Genomic DNA, 14,090 nt, shown 5'->3' with positions numbered 1-14,090 from the left:
GGTGGCTCCCTAGACTGGAAGCTGTCTCGGATCAGGACTCGACCATGCTCAACACTCGCTTGCAAGACCCCAGCCTGCTGGCTGAATTGGCTTATGTAGACGGCCAGTGGATCGCTGCCGACAGCGGCGCCACCTTGGCCATCCACGACCCTGCCACTGGCGAGTTGCTCGCCAAGGTACCGGCGATGGACGCCGTCGACACCCGTCGCGCCATCGAAGCCGCCGAACGCGCCTGGCCCGCCTGGCGTGCGCGCCCGGCGGCCGAGCGTGCGGCGCTGTTGGAGCGCTGGTATCAGGCGATGATCGACAACCTCGACGACCTGGCGCTGATCATGACCAGCGAACAGGGCAAGCCCCTCAACGAAGCCAAGGGCGAAGTGCGCTACGGCGCCGGTTTCGTCAAATGGTTCGCCGAGGAAGCGCGTCGGGTGTACGGCGAAACCATGCCCGCGCCCAGTGGTGATCGGCGCCTGCTGACGTTGAAGCAGCCAGTGGGCGTGTGCGCCGCGATTACCCCGTGGAATTTCCCTAACGCGATGATCACCCGCAAGTGCGCGCCAGCGTTGGCGGCTGGGTGCCCGATCATCGTCAAACCCTCGGACCTTACGCCGCTGTCGGCCTTGGCGTTGGCGGTATTGGCCGAGCGCGTCGGCATTCCTGCTGGCGTGTTCAACGTGATCACTGGGCTGCCTGCGGGCATCGGTGAAGAACTGACCGGCAACTCTGCGGTGCGTAAGATTTCCTTTACCGGCTCCACCGCCGTTGGCCGCCTGCTGATGCGCCAGAGCGCCGAGCACATCAAGCGCCTGAGCCTGGAGCTGGGGGGCAATGCGCCGTTCGTGGTGTTCGATGACGCTGACCTGGAACAGGCGGTGGCCGGGGTGATGATCAGCAAATTCCGCAATGCCGGGCAGACCTGTGTGTGCGCCAACCGCATCCTGGTGCAGGACGGTATCTACGAGCGCTTCGCTGCACGGTTGGTGGAAGAAGTGGGCAAGCTCAAGGTCGGCAACGGCCTGGAAGACGGCGTGACCATCGGCCCACTGATCAACCCGGCAGCAGTGAACAAGGTGGCGCGGCATATCGACGATGCGTTGAGCCAGGGCGCCAAACTGCTGTGCGGCGCGATCCCCGGCGGCGACAGCCAGTTCGTGCAACCCACGGTGCTGGGCGATGCTCACGCGGGCATGTTGCTGGCCAACGAAGAAACCTTCGGCCCGGTGGCGCCGTTGATGCGCTTTAGCACTGAGGCCGAAGCGCTGGCTCTGGCGAATGCCACGCCGTATGGCCTGGGCGCCTACTATTTCACCCAAAACTTTCAGCGCTCATGGCGTTTCGGCGAGGCGCTGGAGTTCGGCATGGTTGGGCTCAATACCGGGATTATCTCGATGGAAGTCGCGCCGTTTGGCGGTATTAAACAATCTGGGTTAGGCCGTGAAGGCAGCAAGTACGGCCTGGACGAATACCTTGAAGTCAAAGCCTTCCACATTGGCGGCTTGAACTGACAGTTAATGGGGAGTGAGCAATGAGCAAGGCATTCAGAATCGCCGCGATTGCTGGCGATGGCATTGGCAAGGAAGTGCTGCCCGAAGGGCTGCGGGTGTTAGCGCAGGCGGCAAAAACCTGGGACCTGAACCTGAGCATCGAAGTGCTCGACTGGGCCCACTGCGACTACTACCTGGAACACGGGCAGATGATGCCCGACGACTGGTTCGAGCAACTCAAGGGGTATGACGCCATCTACTTTGGCGCCGTGGGCTGGCCCGACAAAGTGCCGGACCATATCTCTCTGTGGGGTTCGTTGCTCAAGTTCCGGCGCGACTTCGACCAGTATGTGAACATCCGCCCGGTGCGGCTCTTCCCCGGCGTGCCGTGCCCGCTGGCCGGGCGCGAGCCTGGGGATATCGACTTTGTAGTGATCCGCGAGAACACCGAGGGCGAGTACTCCTCGGTGGGCGGCAAGATGTTCGAAGGCACCGAGCATGAGTTCGTGTTGCAGGAGTCGGTATTCACCCGGCGTGGTGTGGACCGCATTCTCAAATTCGCCTTCGACCTGGCCCAGACCCGCCCGCGCAAGCGGCTCACGGCGGCGACCAAGTCCAATGGCATCTCCATCAGCATGCCGTACTGGGATGAACGCACGGCACTGATGGCGGCCAACTACCCCGAGGTGACGTGGGACAAGCAGCACATCGACATCCTGTGTGCGCGGTTTGTTTTGCAGCCGGATCGGTTTGACGTGGTGGTGGCGTCGAACCTGTTTGGCGACATCCTCTCCGACCTGGGCCCGGCGTGTGCGGGCACCATCGGCATTGCACCCTCGGCCAACCTTGACCCGGAGCGGCGGTTTCCCTCGCTGTTCGAACCGGTGCACGGCTCGGCGCCGGATATCTATGGGCAGAACATCGCCAACCCGATTGCGATGATCTGGTCGGGAGCGTTGATGCTGGACTTTTTGGGCAATGGGGACGAGCGCTATCGGGCGGCCCATGACGGGATTTTGCGCGCGATTGAAGCGGTGATTGCCGAAGGGCCGATTACGCCGGATTTGGGCGGGAAGGGCTCGACCCAAGACGTGGGAATGGCGATTGCAGAAAGGTTGTAACACGGTCGAAAAAGGTGGGAGGGGCGATGCGACGATTCGACTTGCTCCCGATGGCGGTGTGTCAGTTATAAATGTGCTAACTGACACTCCCTCATCGGGGGCAAGCCCCCTCCCACATTAGAATCTGTGCCGGGCCTGGGAATTGAGCACACCGCCGATCCCCTGTGGGAGCGGGCTTGCCCGCGAAGGCTGAGTGTCAGGCGGTGCATCTGTCGGCTGACCCACCGCTATCGTGGGCAAGCCTACTCCCACATTTTGATCTTCATACATCAGTAGCCGAGTGTTCGATTGATCTCGCCTACCATGGGCTCACCGCGCTCGAAGCGTCGGATGTTTTCCAGCAACACGCCGAACGCGCTTTGTGGCTGGGTCATCGCGGCAATATGTGGCGTGATTACAATCTGCGGATGCGTCCAGAACGGGTGACCCGGCGGGGCCGGTTCTTCCTGCAAGACATCCAGCACCGCGCCACTCAGTTGCCCGCTCGCCAGCGCTTCCAGTAAATCCTGTTCAACCAGATGCCCACCTCGGCCCATATTGATCAGCGCCGCGCCTTTTGGCAGTTGGGCAAACAGTTGTCGATCCAGAATGCCTTGGGTCTGCTCAGTCAATGGCAGCACACACAGCAAAATATCGCACTGGCCCAAGAAGGCGGGCAGTTGTTCTTCCCCCGCATAACACGCTACCCCAGGCAAATGCCGAACACTGCGCGCCCACCCCGACAGGGCGAACCCCAACGGCGCCAGTGTCGCCAGGATCTGCTGGGCCTGTGTGCCCAACCCCATCACGCCAACCCGCCGATTGGCCGCTGGTTGTAGCAGATGCGCCTGCCAGCACCGCGCAACCTGCTGCTGGCGGTAGCGCAGCATGTCCCGGTGCAGGCTAAGCACGGCCCAACTGGCGTATTCGCACATGCCACGGGTGATGCCTGGGTCAAGCAGGCGCACCACCGGCAGTTCGGGCGGTAGGCGCGACAGGTCCAGTTGATCCACGCCCGCCGACAGGGCAAACAGCACTTTGAGGTTGGGCAGCAACTGCGCCACATCATCCGGCGCTGTCCAGGCCGCCAGGTACTCGATCTCTTCGGGATTGCCGATGTCGGGCCAGGCGCGCCATTCGATATCCGGTGCATGTTCGGCAAACAGTGCCAGCCAGTGTTGGCCGCGCACCGGGTCGGCTTTGTAGAGCAAGGCCATGGGCATTTCCTGCTGGATAAAGGGAGCATTCATCATCGCCCAAACCCCGGCGCAGGATCTGTTGAAAGGCAGGGGCAAAACAGTGGATCCGAATTTCTCACAGGCCAAGTTCGGCGTAGTGCGTTGCCCGTACCCCGTAATCTGAACAGCATCGCAACCACTTCCCGGTTGCCGGACTCACGATGGGAAATGCCATGAATAGCAAAGTCGACGAAACCCCTCATTTGCTCCGTCAGCGCGAGCAGTTCGTGCCCCGTGGGCTGGTCACCGCGCACCCGCTGGTGATCGACCGCGCCCAGGGCGCCGAGTTGTGGGACGTGGATGGCAAGCGTTACCTGGACTTCGTCGGCGGCATCGGCGTGCTCAATATCGGCCACAACCACCCCAAGGTGGTCGCCGCCGTGCAGGCGCAGTTGCAGAAGGTCTCCCATGCGTGTTTCCAGGTGGTGGCTTACCAGCCTTACCTCGACCTGGCCCAGCGCCTGTGCGAGATGGTCGGTGGCAAGGAGGCCTATAAAGCGGCGTTTTTCACCTCCGGCGCCGAGGCAGTGGAAAATGCGGTGAAGATCGCTCGCGCCCACACCAATCGCTCGGCAGTGATCGCGTTTCGCGGCGGTTTCCATGGCCGTACTTTGCTGGGCACCACGCTGACCGGCATGAGCCAACCCTACAAACAGAACTTCGGGCCGTTTGCGCCGGAGGTGTTCCATACGCCGTATCCGAATGCTTATCGCGGCGTGACCAGCGAAGTGGCGCTCAATGCGCTGGATGAATTGCTCGCCACCCAAGTGGCGCCAGAACGGGTCGCGGCGATCATTATCGAGCCGGTGCAAGGCGATGGCGGTTTCCTGACCGCGCCGCCGGAGTTCCTCAAGGCCCTGCGTGCGTTGGCCGACAAGCACGGCATTGTGCTGATCCTCGATGAAATCCAGACCGGTTTCGGGCGCACGGGCACCTGGTTCGGTTTCCAGCACGCCGGCATCCAGCCCGATCTGGTCACCGTGGCCAAGAGCCTGGCCGGTGGCTTGCCGTTGTCTGGCGTGGTGGGCAAGGCGCAGATCATGGACGCACCTCTGCCCGGCGGCTTGGGTGGCACTTATGGCGGCAACGCCCTGGCCTGCGCGGCGGCGTTGGCGGTGATCGACGCGTTTGAGCAAGAGCAATTGCTCGCCCGCAGCCAAGTGCTGGGCGAACGCCTGCGTAAAGGCCTGCTCGGCTTGCAGGCGCGCTACCCGAACATCGGCGACGTGCGCGGCACCGGTTTCATGCTGGCCATCGAGCTGATCAAGACCGACGCGGCCCGCACCCCGGATGCCGACCTCAATCAACAAGTGATCGACGCCGCCCGCGCCGGTGGTTTGCTGGTGATCAAGTGCGGCGTGCACCGCAACGTACTGCGCTTCCTTGCGCCACTGGTGGCCACCGAAGCACAGATCGACGAAGCCCTGCAGATTCTCGACGCGGCCTTGGCACGGGTCTTGAACTGAGGCTGTGCCCGCTACGGGTGAAACGCATCAAGGAGGCTTGACCCACCATGGGGCTGACAGATTATCGAGCGTTGCTGATTGACTGCGATGAAGTACTGGTGGACCGCGACTCTGGGGTGTGGGCAGCGTTGCAACCGCTGCTCGACACCCGTGGTGGGCAGCCGTCCAAGGAGCAGGTGTTGGCGGAGTTCAGCGCGGTGGTGGCAGGCCTCTACCCGCGCTTCGCTGAGCTAGGCTTTAGTGGCGTGTTGTGTTTCGCCCATCGTCAGCTCGCCGAGACGTGGGGGCTGCACGCCAGTTGGGAGGAGGGCATGAGCTTTGCCCGGTCGGCGGGCAACTGGTCGCTGTTTGAAGATGCGCCGGGGGCGATGCTGTATTTGCGCAAGTTCTACCGCCTGTTGGTGCGCGGCGACCGTGATGCGGAAGATCGGGGTGCACTGTGCGAACGCTTGGGGATTGCACCGGAAGACTTCATTTCCCTGGCCGAAGACCCACAATGGCTCAACCGCCAGGGCGCCGAAGTCGAGCCGATCCTGCATATCACGCGGCAATCGGACGGTGCGCAAGTGGCGCTGGACCGCTGTTTGATCGGCCGCCACCGGGCGCGGCAGCCTTCTCCGTGCGCGGCGGATTACTGCATCAACAGCATGGCGGATCTGGTGGCGCAGCATCAGCTGTCTTTACGGCGCTGATTTTGCTAGAAGATTGTCTTACAAACGGCAGTCAAGAGGTACGCAATGGAAGGGCTCGTCAAGCTGGACCGGATCGACATCAGCATTTTGGTTGAATTGCAAAAGGACGGCCGCATGACCAACGTCAGCCTCGCCGACGCCGTGGGCCTGTCGGCCAGCCCGTGTCTGCAACGGGTCAAGCGGCTGGAGTCGGCGGGGTATATTTCCAGCTACAAGGCGCACTTGAACCTGGCCAAGATCACCGATTCGGTCACGGTGTTTACCGAGATCACCCTCAGCGACCACAAGCGTGAAGACTTTGCCAAGTTCGAGTCCAACATTCGGTTGGTGGATGAGGTACTCGAATGCCACTTGATCAGTGGGGGGTATGACTATTTGGTGCGGTTCATGACGCGCAGCATTCAGCATTATCAGGAAGTGGTTGAGAGTTTGCTGGATAAGAATATTGGGATATCGAAGTACTTCAGTTATATCGTGATCAAGTCGCCGGTGCTTAAGGATGGGGTGCCGTTGCGCAAGCTGCTACGGCACTGAGGGCCTTGGGTGTAAACCGGATCAAAATGTGGGAGGGGGCTTGCCTGCGATGGCGGTTTTTCGGGGTACATATCCATTCCTGCGGTAACGGCCACCTATGTGAATGCACTTTTTTGTAAACCATGTGGTTGTCCCGTACACGCCCCAACACTCGGCACCTCGCCTAGGCTCGGCATGCCCTCACTTCGGCCAGCGTGTTTGACGGGGCGACCCCAGATCAAAAGCAAGAGCGCGGCGGCCTTAGAGCCGACCGGTATTTCATGCCGTTCACAGTTCAAATGTGGGAGGGGGCTTGCCCCCGATGGCAGTGTTTCAGTCAACTCATTCATTGGCTGATCCACCGCCATCGGGGGCAAGCCCCCTCCCACAGTTTTGATCTCTATGTATCAGATGGAAAGTGGTTTGCTCTGGCTCTGGCTCTGGCTCTGGCTCTGGCTCTGGCTCTGGCTCTGGCTCTGGCTCTGGCTCTGGCTCTGGCTCTGGCTTTTGATTTGGCTTTTGATCTTGATCTGAAGCGCCCCGTTAACCACGCTGGCCGAACGCAGGCTTGAATCCGTGGGTAACCCGGCAGGACGCCGGGTTAGCCGTCCTGGGCCAAGGATGGCCCATGACGGCGGCCCACGGATTCAAGCCGGAGTGAGGGCACACCGAGCCTAGGCGAGGTGCCGAGTGGTGGGGCAAGAGCCTTTTGGTTACTTTTGGGCTCTTTCCAAAAGTGACCCGCCGTAAGGGCGGAACCAATAGCCGCCGTTACCCAAATAACGGATATACACACCCCCACACCCCACACCCTCCTGCACCTCAATCAACCACACCCACCCCCCAAGCGTTACTAAACGCCTCATCCCGAAGCACCCCGCACAAAATACTTTTTCCAGCCCTTAAACAGTGATCTTCGCCGATCCAAGCCCGCAATTCGGCGCAAACCGCAAAAGTCCCTGCGTTGTAATGCAGCCAGAGTGAGGGAGCGCGAGGTTGTGCGGTGGTTTTCAGCCGCATCAACCCTTCGTTGAACACCACCAATCGGAGCGATAAAAATGCGTATGAGCAACGCAAAAGCACTGTTGGGTTTGGGTGCGCTAATGCTGGCAACGACCAGCGAGGCACACCAGATTTGGTACGAGCAACTTCCCGGCCAGCCACTGGCTTTGTACTACGGGGAGTACGACAAAAATGTGTTGGAGGTAACGCCGGGGGGATTGGACCGGTTCAAGCAGCTTAAAGCCTGGTCAATGGCCGCACCGTTCGGCCTGAGCCTACAGCGACAGGCGTTTGCATTAACGACTCAACCACAGCGGGAGGATTCGCTGCTGGCCCAGGACCTGCACTATCCGCTGTTCGAGGTGAAGGAGGGCAAGGCCCACTGGACACCCGCCACCCGTTGGGTCGGCGACCTGCGCGCCCGCACTCCGCAATTGACCCTGGACATCGTGCCCACCGGCATTGCCGATGCCGGCAGTGCACAGTTCCAGGTGTTCTACGCCGGCAAGCCCCTGGCGGATCAGGAGGTGGTGCTGGAAACCGCCTCCGGTGAAGTGTTCAAACAGCACAGCGACGCCACCGGCAAAGTCAGCTTCCAGCTGCCGTGGCAGGGCACTTACGTGGTGGCTGTCGAGCATCAGGTCAACAGCCCTGGCGAGCGCATCAACCCTGAGGGCAAGGCCGAAGCGTTCGATGTGCAGCGCTTCAGTTCGACGCTGTCGTTCCAGCGCGAGCAAGGCCAGGCGCCGTTGCCTCGGGCACCGTCGCAGTTGCCCGCTTCGGAAGTTGCCAGGCTGAAAAAAACCGCCTGATTCACCCCCTCTTACATGAGTGATTGATATGACCCTTTCTTCAGGATTGGCCGGTCAAGCGGGCACTGCTGCCCCTGCGCGTGCCCTCAGTAAAGCGACAGCCGCCACGCGCATGCTGGCGATCGATGCGTTGCGCGGTTTTGTGATGCTGTTGATGTTGATCGACCACGTGCGCGAAACCTTCTTGCTGCACCGCCAGGTCACCGACCCGATTGACGCGTTGAGCGTCACCCCGGACCTGTACTTCACCCGCATGCTCAGCGAGATCTGCGCCCCGGCGTTTATCTTCCTCACGGGCTTGTCGGCGTGGCTCTACAGCCAGAAACACAGTGCGCGCGAGACCTCGGTATTTCTGCTCAAGCGCGGCCTGTTTCTGGTGTTCCTGGAAATCACCTTTGTGTGCTTTGCCTGGAACGCCGAGTTCCCGCCCAAGACCCTGTGGTTGCAAGTGATCTGGTGCATCGGCCTGTGCATGATCGTGCTCGCCGGGTTGCTGCATTTCAAACGCTCCTGGCTGATCGTGCTGGGGGTGGCGATTGTCGCCGGGCATAACCTGCTCGATGGCGTGACGGTGGGGCCGGAGTCGCCGTTCTATGTGCCGTGGTCGATCCTGCATCAGCGGGTATTTATCGACATCACCGAGTTCACACGGGCGCGTACGACCTACCCGATATTGCCATGGATCGGCGTGATTCTGCTGGGCTGGGGCATTGGCCCGTGGTTTGGCAAAGACACGCCCTCGGCCGTGCGTATCTCGCGGTTGATCAAGTTGGGCGTGGGCCTGTTGGTGGCGTTTGTGTTTATCCGCTACCTCAACGTCTACGGCGAAAAACCCTGGGTGCAGACCGGTGATGCGCTGCGCACGTTCATGAGCTTTATGAGTGCGAAGAAGTACCCGCCGTCGCTGATGTTCCTCATGCCAACCCTGGCGCTGTCGTTGCTGCTGCTGGCGTTTTTCGAGAAGGCCCAGGACCGCTGGAGCACCGCGACCCTGGCGATCTATGGCGGTGCGCCGATGTTTTTCTACCTGCTGCACCTGTACGTGCTCAAGGCCATGTACCTGGTGGCGCTGGCGATCTGGGGCGCCAACCAGGGCACTTATTACGGCTTTGACGACCTGCCGGCGGTGTGGTTGTGGAGTGTGATCCTCGGCGTATTGTTGTTCTTCCCCACGCGTTGGTTCGCCAACCTCAAGCAGCGCCGTCGCGATATCGCGATCCTCAAATACCTCTGACGTCACCCACGGTGTTGCGCACCTTGCGCAACACCTTTGACTGGAGCGACACCGTGAAGACTTTCTCGAGCCGCACCCTGCTATTGGCATTGGGCGGGCAGAGCCTGCTCGCCTTTGCCGCCGAACAAGACAGCGCCACCGGTTTTATCGACGCCAGCCAATGGAACCTGCTCAACCGCAGCGTCTACGACCGCCGCGACTATCAACACGGCGCCGTCAGCAATGGCGCGCGCAATGCCTACAAACCCAGAGCCGAACGCAGTGACCTGGCCGAAGAGTGGGCCTATGGCCTGATGGCCGACTACACCTCGGGCTTTACCACCGGCACCGTCGGTTTTGGCTTGGACGCCCACGTTTATTCCGCCTGGGCGCTGGACAGCGGTGGCGGGCGTGCCGGCAAGGCGCGGCTGTTGGGCGTCGATAATGATGGCCACCCCAAGGGCCAATCCAGCCGCGGTGGCGCGGTGGCCAAGCTGCGTTTTTCTTCGACCGAACTGCGCTACGGCGAGCAACGGGTTAAAACCCCGGTGTTTGCCTCGTCCGACAGCCGCCTGCTGCCAGAAACCGCCACCGGCTGGTTATTGACCAGCCGCGAGTTGCCTGCCACCACCCTGTTCGCCGGTCACTTCAACGAGAGCACCGACCGCAACGCCAGCAGTCATGACCAGGGTTTTGTCGTCAACTACTCCAACGGCAAGCAGGGCAATCGTTTTGATTTGGTGGGCGTGCGTAACACGGCGATCAAGGGGCTGAGCGCCAGCCTGTTCAGTGCCCATTATGAGGATACCTGGCGCCAGCACTACCTGGGCGCGGTCTACACCCGGTCACTGGTGCCCGGTCAGTCGTTGGTGTTTGACCTGAACTTCTACCGAACCACAGACACCGGCAAGGCGTTATCGGGGCGCATCGACAACACCACCTGGAGCCTGATGTCGACCTACAAACTCGGTGCCCACAGCGTCGGTGTCGGCTATCAGAAAGTCAGCGGCGATACGCCGTTTGACTACGTGACACGCGGGGCGATTTACCTGAGTAACGCGGTGGCGCTGTCGGATTTCAATGCGCCGCGTGAGGCATCCTGGCAGGCCCGGTATGACCTGGACCTGGCGGGCTACGGCGTGCCCGGCCTGACGTTGGCGGCCTTGTATGTGCGTGGCAGCGGCATCGACGGCAGCCACATGGACCCCAACGGCGGCTACGCCTGGCTCGGGTATGGCGAGGGTGGCAAGCATTGGGAGCGGGACGTGCAGGCACGCTACGTGGTGCAGTCCGGCGTGGCGAAGAACCTTGCGTTCACCCTGCGCCATGCCGTGCATCGGGGCAACGCGGCGCAGGCGGAGCTGGATGCCAACCAGATTCGCCTGGCGGTGGAATACCCCTTGGGCGGGCGCTTGTTCTAACGCCAGCTGTAATGAGCGGGCTTGTTGTGGTGAGTGGGCCTGTTGTGGGGGGAGTGGGATTATTGTGGTGAGCCCGCCCAGTACCGCAGCCTACTGCTCCAACTGCAACGCCTGCTGCTTAAGCTGGCGCTTGCGCTCGAACGGCAATTTATCGTCATCGCCATACGGCGCGCTGTACCAGTTGCCATAAGTCGGGTTGGGCAGCAGGAACCAGCGCTGCCCCAGCCAGTTCACATAAGGCTCCACCGCCTTGCGCTGATCGGCGAGGGTGTTGTGCTCGGCCTGCACAAAGTCCCCAAGCGAATCCCCGGCCATCAACAGCACCCGTGCATGGCTGGCGATCCATTGGCGGCGGCAGGTCTTGCCGTAGCCGGCGCTTTCGCAGTGGCCGGTGGGGGTGCTGGCGGCCAGGATCTGCGCTTCGCTCTGGATCGGAAAGCCCCGCAGGCGCAAGTTCCGCAACGTCGCCGCAACCTGGCTGTGCTCGCGATTGGTCACGTAGTAAACCTTGATGCCTTTGTGTTCGGCCGCTTGCAAAAAGGCCACCGCGCCGGGCAAGGCCTGGGCCTTGGCCTGGTCGACCCAGGTGTTCCAGCGGTCATAGGAATAGATTTGATTGTTGAGCACATCGCGGGCGTTGAGCGGCACGTTGTCCAGCACGGTCTCGTCGATATCCACCACCACCGCCGGCGGCAGGCCGTTCAGGTTGCGTGGGGCGAAGGGCAGGGCGTCCCAGGTTGGGTCGGCCAGGGCCACGTCGAGTTGGCGGGTGGCGTTGGCGAAGAGCTGGCGGTAGATCAACTCGTGCTCGATGGAGGTTTGGGTCCAGAGCACGGCGTCAAGTTGGTCGTTGGCCGGTGGGGTTTGTTGGCAACCTGCGAGCAGGCAGAGGCTGGCGATGATCAAGTTACGCATGCAAAAGTCTCGCAGTTAAAGGGTGCGTGGGCGGCACCTTAGCCAATCCCAGGAAAATTGACCACGTTGCGAAATGTTTCGTCGAATGCGAAACTGACGTAACTGTGAATACTTATCATCTGGCGTCACCCCCAATGCCCACCCCGCGCATTCTTGTCATCGAGGATGACGTCGAGCTGTGCACGCACTTGTGCAATCACCTGAGCGCTCGTGGTTTCAGCCTCAGTAGCAGCCATCGCGGTGACCAGGGCCTGGCCATGGCCCTGCACTCGCCGGTGGAACTGATCCTGCTGGACATCATGCTGCCCCATGAAAGCGGGCTGACGATTCTCTCGCGCCTGCGCCATGAGCGGGGCACGCCGGTGATCTTGATGTCGGCCCTTGGCGCCGAGCAGGACCGCATCACTGGCTTCAGCCAGGGCGCCGACGATTACCTGCCCAAGCCCTTCAGCCTGGCCGAACTGGATGTGCGCATCGACGCCTTGCTGCGCCGCGTGGCGATTGATTGCGGTACCCAAGCGCCGCAGTCGTTTGCTCGACCTTCGGCGTTGCAGTTCGACACCTATGCGCGGGACGTGCGCTTGAACGGCATTGCCGCCGGGCTCACCACCTCGGAATTTCGCCTGTTGTGCACGCTCCACGAACACGCCGGTGAAGCGCTGACCAAGCCCTTCCTTTACCAGCATGTGCTGCATCGGCCCTACACCCGCCTGGACCGTGGCCTGGATGTACACGTGTGCAACCTGCGGCGCAAGCTGGCGGCCATCGACGTTCAGGGCATGCGCATCGACGCGGTGCGCCACCAAGGCTACGTACTGATGTGCGAAGGCGCTTGATGCAGCGTCGGCACCCACTGCTGTGGAAGATGGCGATGCTGCAAGTGGGCTTTTGCCTACTGCTGGTGTGGCTGGTGTGGAGCTGGGGCTTGCAGGTTGAGCGCAACACCTACTTTCTGGAGCAACCGGACCGCATCGCCCTGGCCGCCTATGCCGCTGAGGCCGAACAGGTCGCGGCCAGTGGCGATGCGCAGGCAGTGGAGCGCTGGCGCCTGGCGCTGGAGCAGCGCGAGCACACCTGGGTCGCGGTGCTCGATGACTACCTGCAAAGCCTGGGCACCACGCCGCTGAGTGCCGAGCAGGTCGGCCACCTGACCTTCATGCGCAAACTCAGTTGGCCGATGAGCAAGCGGCTGGAGGATGAGCTGCCGTATGTGAGCATCGCCTTCCCCCATCACCCGGAGCGCGGCCGCTTGGTGATGCAATTGCCCGAGCGCCTGTTGCCGCCAGGGCTGACGCCGTGGACCCACGTATTGACCCACGGCGTGGTGCCGGTGTTGTTGGCGCTGGGGTTGGGGTTGCTGCTGTATCGGCATTTGGTGCAACCGTTGAATGAACTGCGCGAGCGCGCCAATGCGCTGAGTGCCGGCGACTTGGCGCCGCTGGCCAGCAGCACCGTGACGTGGCGTTCGGATGAGCTGGGTGAGTTGGCCCGTGCCTACGAACACATGGCCGAGCGCCTACGCCAGAACCTGCATCAACAGCGGCAATTGCTGCGCACCTTGTCCCATGAAATCCGCACGCCTTTGGCCCGCTTGACCATCGCCAGTGAAAGTGGCCTGCCCCGCGAGCAGTTGCAGCAACGCTTGTCGCGGGAGGTGGAAGAGATGCGCCGGCTGGTGGACGACTCCCTCAACCTGGCCTGGCTCGACACCGAACAACCGCGCCTCGAAGCCGAAGATGTCGTGGTGGCCTCGGTCTGGGAAGCTTTGGCGCAGGACGCACACTTCGAAACCGGCTGGCCGCTGGACCGTTTGGTCTGTGAGTTGGACAGCCGCTGCCAATTGCATGTGCACCTCAACAGCTTTGCCCAGGCCCTGGAAAATATCCTGCGCAATGCCATCCGCCATTCGCCCGAACAGGGGGTGATCCGCCTGAGCGGCTGGCGTGAAGGCGACTGTTGGTGGTTGGTGATCGAAGACCAGGGGCCTGGGGTTGCCAAGGATGACCTTGAACGCATCTTCGAAGCCTACCTGCGCCTGGACGGCACTGTGGGCACCGGTTTTGGCCTGGGTTTGAGCATTGCCCGACGTGCCATCGAACTGCAGGGCGGCGAGTTGTGGGCCACCCGTGGCGCCCAGGGTTTGCGCATGAACCTGCGCTTGCCAGCGGCAAATGTTTAGAAAGTTAAGTTTCTTTACTCGTTATTGCATCTGATTATCATCTGCGATCTTTGAT

The 14,090-nt window shown here is 61.7% G+C and carries 12 protein-coding genes; 10 read left to right on the top strand and 2 right to left on the bottom strand.

Annotation, left to right across the window (positions count from 1 at the left end; translation table 11 throughout):
- Window positions 1-44 precede the first annotated feature (44 nt).
- Both ICY20_RS25595 and ICY20_RS25590 read left to right on the top strand, forming a co-directional pair.
- Complete coding sequence (locus tag ICY20_RS25595; protein ID WP_194938943.1) at window positions 45-1,505, top strand: NAD-dependent succinate-semialdehyde dehydrogenase; 1,461 nt, start codon at window positions 45-47, stop codon at window positions 1,503-1,505.
- Window positions 1,506-1,525: 20 nt separating this feature from the next.
- Window positions 1,526-2,605, top strand: coding sequence for a tartrate dehydrogenase (locus ICY20_RS25590; RefSeq protein WP_194938942.1), 1,080 nt, complete (start codon window positions 1,526-1,528; stop codon window positions 2,603-2,605).
- A gap of 269 nt (window positions 2,606-2,874) precedes the next feature.
- Here the strand turns inward: ICY20_RS25590 and ICY20_RS25585 are convergent, their stop codons facing one another.
- Window positions 2,875-3,801 carry a 2-hydroxyacid dehydrogenase gene (locus ICY20_RS25585; RefSeq protein ID WP_194938979.1) on the bottom strand — a complete coding sequence of 309 codons (927 nt, stop codon included), beginning with the start codon at window positions 3,799-3,801 and terminating at the stop codon, window positions 2,875-2,877.
- Window positions 3,802-3,995: 194 nt separating this feature from the next.
- On the opposite strand from ICY20_RS25585, the gene gabT reads away from it, so the two are divergent.
- The 6 genes from gabT (at window position 3,996) to ICY20_RS25555 (ending at window position 10,941) form a co-directional block, all read left to right on the top strand.
- Window positions 3,996-5,288 carry a 4-aminobutyrate--2-oxoglutarate transaminase gene (gene gabT / locus ICY20_RS25580; RefSeq protein WP_194938941.1) on the top strand — a complete coding sequence of 431 codons (1,293 nt, stop codon included), beginning with the start codon at window positions 3,996-3,998 and terminating at the stop codon, window positions 5,286-5,288.
- A gap of 47 nt (window positions 5,289-5,335) precedes the next feature.
- A complete protein-coding gene (locus ICY20_RS25575) occupies window positions 5,336-5,980 on the top strand; it encodes an HAD family hydrolase (RefSeq protein WP_159958567.1) in 645 nt (214 codons plus the stop codon).
- Window positions 5,981-6,025: 45 nt separating this feature from the next.
- A complete protein-coding gene (locus ICY20_RS25570) occupies window positions 6,026-6,514 on the top strand; it encodes an Lrp/AsnC family transcriptional regulator (protein ID WP_003174918.1) in 489 nt (162 codons plus the stop codon).
- Window positions 6,515-7,551: 1,037 nt separating this feature from the next.
- Window positions 7,552-8,307, top strand: coding sequence for a DUF4198 domain-containing protein (locus ICY20_RS25565; RefSeq protein ID WP_159962254.1), 756 nt, complete (start codon window positions 7,552-7,554; stop codon window positions 8,305-8,307).
- A gap of 28 nt (window positions 8,308-8,335) precedes the next feature.
- Window positions 8,336-9,541 (top strand): DUF1624 domain-containing protein, encoded by a 1,206-nt coding sequence (locus tag ICY20_RS25560; RefSeq protein ID WP_159962253.1) that lies wholly within the window; start codon window positions 8,336-8,338, stop codon window positions 9,539-9,541.
- Between the two features lie 53 nt (window positions 9,542-9,594).
- The gene (locus ICY20_RS25555; protein ID WP_194938940.1) at window positions 9,595-10,941 is read left to right on the top strand and encodes an OprD family porin; all 1,347 of its coding nucleotides are present in this window, start codon (window positions 9,595-9,597) and stop codon (window positions 10,939-10,941) included.
- A gap of 90 nt (window positions 10,942-11,031) precedes the next feature.
- On the opposite strand, the gene ICY20_RS25550 is transcribed toward ICY20_RS25555, so the two are convergent.
- Complete coding sequence (locus ICY20_RS25550; RefSeq protein ID WP_194938939.1) at window positions 11,032-11,856, bottom strand: 5'-nucleotidase, lipoprotein e(P4) family; 825 nt, start codon at window positions 11,854-11,856, stop codon at window positions 11,032-11,034.
- A 134-nt stretch (window positions 11,857-11,990) separates the two neighbouring features.
- On the opposite strand from ICY20_RS25550, the gene ICY20_RS25545 reads away from it, so the two are divergent.
- Together ICY20_RS25545 and ICY20_RS25540 are read left to right on the top strand one after the other, a co-directional pair.
- Window positions 11,991-12,692 carry a response regulator transcription factor gene (locus ICY20_RS25545; RefSeq protein ID WP_194938938.1) on the top strand — a complete coding sequence of 234 codons (702 nt, stop codon included), beginning with the start codon at window positions 11,991-11,993 and terminating at the stop codon, window positions 12,690-12,692.
- Entirely contained in the window at window positions 12,692-14,035 is a 1,344-nt protein-coding gene (locus tag ICY20_RS25540) for a HAMP domain-containing sensor histidine kinase (protein ID WP_159962249.1), read from the top strand. Before ICY20_RS25545 ends, ICY20_RS25540 begins: the two co-directional genes overlap by 1 nt.
- Window positions 14,036-14,090 lie beyond the last annotated feature (55 nt).

The sequence above is a fragment of the Pseudomonas pisciculturae genome, assembly GCF_015461805.1.
Lineage (GTDB): Bacteria > Pseudomonadota > Gammaproteobacteria > Pseudomonadales > Pseudomonadaceae > Aquipseudomonas > Aquipseudomonas pisciculturae.
This window is presented reverse-complemented; position numbering and strand designations above follow the sequence as displayed.